Genomic DNA, 1,206 nt, shown 5'->3' on the forward strand with positions numbered 1-1,206 from the left:
AACCGGAGATAAATTTGACAAAACACCGGAGATAAATATAGAAACCGGAGATAAAATAATAAAAATTAATAAAAAAGAGAAACAGTATCAATTAATTATTAATTATGCTAAAAACAAAGATTTTTTTAAAACTAATGAAATAGAAAAATTATTAAAAGTGAAATATTCAAGAGCAAATGAAATAATAACTAAAATGATTGAAGAAAAGTTGCTAATAAAAGAAGGTTCTAATAAAAATAGAATTTATAAATTAAATAAGTAGTAGGGAAAGTAGTTCAGGAAAGTGTTGGAAGTGTAAGTGTAAGATATTTTTAAAATTCTCTTACCTGCTTTTTTAGTTTTCCAGTTAAAAATAAAAATAACTGATTGTCCCTTATTTTTGAGAAATTTTAATATTTTTTATAAAAATAGTGAATTTTAATGATAGAATATAATTAAGTGATTTGGACCCGCACCCTCCACCTATACTAGGCACTATAAAAACAATACGGTATAGAACTGAAAATTAGCTTTCCGGTCGGGGATAATGGCTAATTTTTTTATATAGAAAACAGCACAAAAATTGTGCTTTTATTTTATTTTAATTAGAGTTTAGATAAATTTTTCATGAATTCTTGCATTCTTTTTCAGGAACCTTTTTCATTTCTTTACATAATTTCAGGTAAATTATCAATTCCTTCTTCTTTCAATTTCATTATATAATCATTAATAATTTTTGTTCTTTCTTCATTAGTCATTTTTCACCTCTTTATTTATAATTATATAGTTTTTAGATTAATATTTTATAAAAATAAACTAAAAATTTCTGTTTTAAAAGTATAATTAAATTATGAATAAGAAAAATATTCATATTTTCCTTGGGTGAAATATTAAATTCTATGAAACTTATAAAATTAATAATTATTTTAATAATAGTTCTTAAATTATAAGATAGTTTTAAATTATTCATTCAAGGAAAATTAAAAAAAATCTCCAAGTAGCAATTGGAGATTTTTCATATTCATTTTATACTTGAATGAAATATTTTATTCTATGTATAATAATTATAACACTTTTTTTACAATATTTGATAATATTTTATAAAGTAAAAATTTATATATTTTTTATAAATATTTCAAAAAAATGTTATAAAAATATTAATATAGGAAGTATAAGATATTTTGTGTAAATTTCTCTTGATTACTTTTTAATTTCCCAGTTAAAAAC

The 1,206-nt window shown here is 20.1% G+C and carries 1 pseudogene; it reads left to right on the top strand.

The window, feature by feature from the left end:
• Window positions 1-262: pseudogene (locus tag ACXX87_RS04040) on the top strand (hypothetical protein); the annotation flags it as partial.
• Window positions 263-1,206 lie beyond the last annotated feature (944 nt).

This window comes from Mycoplasma sp. 613B, from assembly GCF_054343485.1.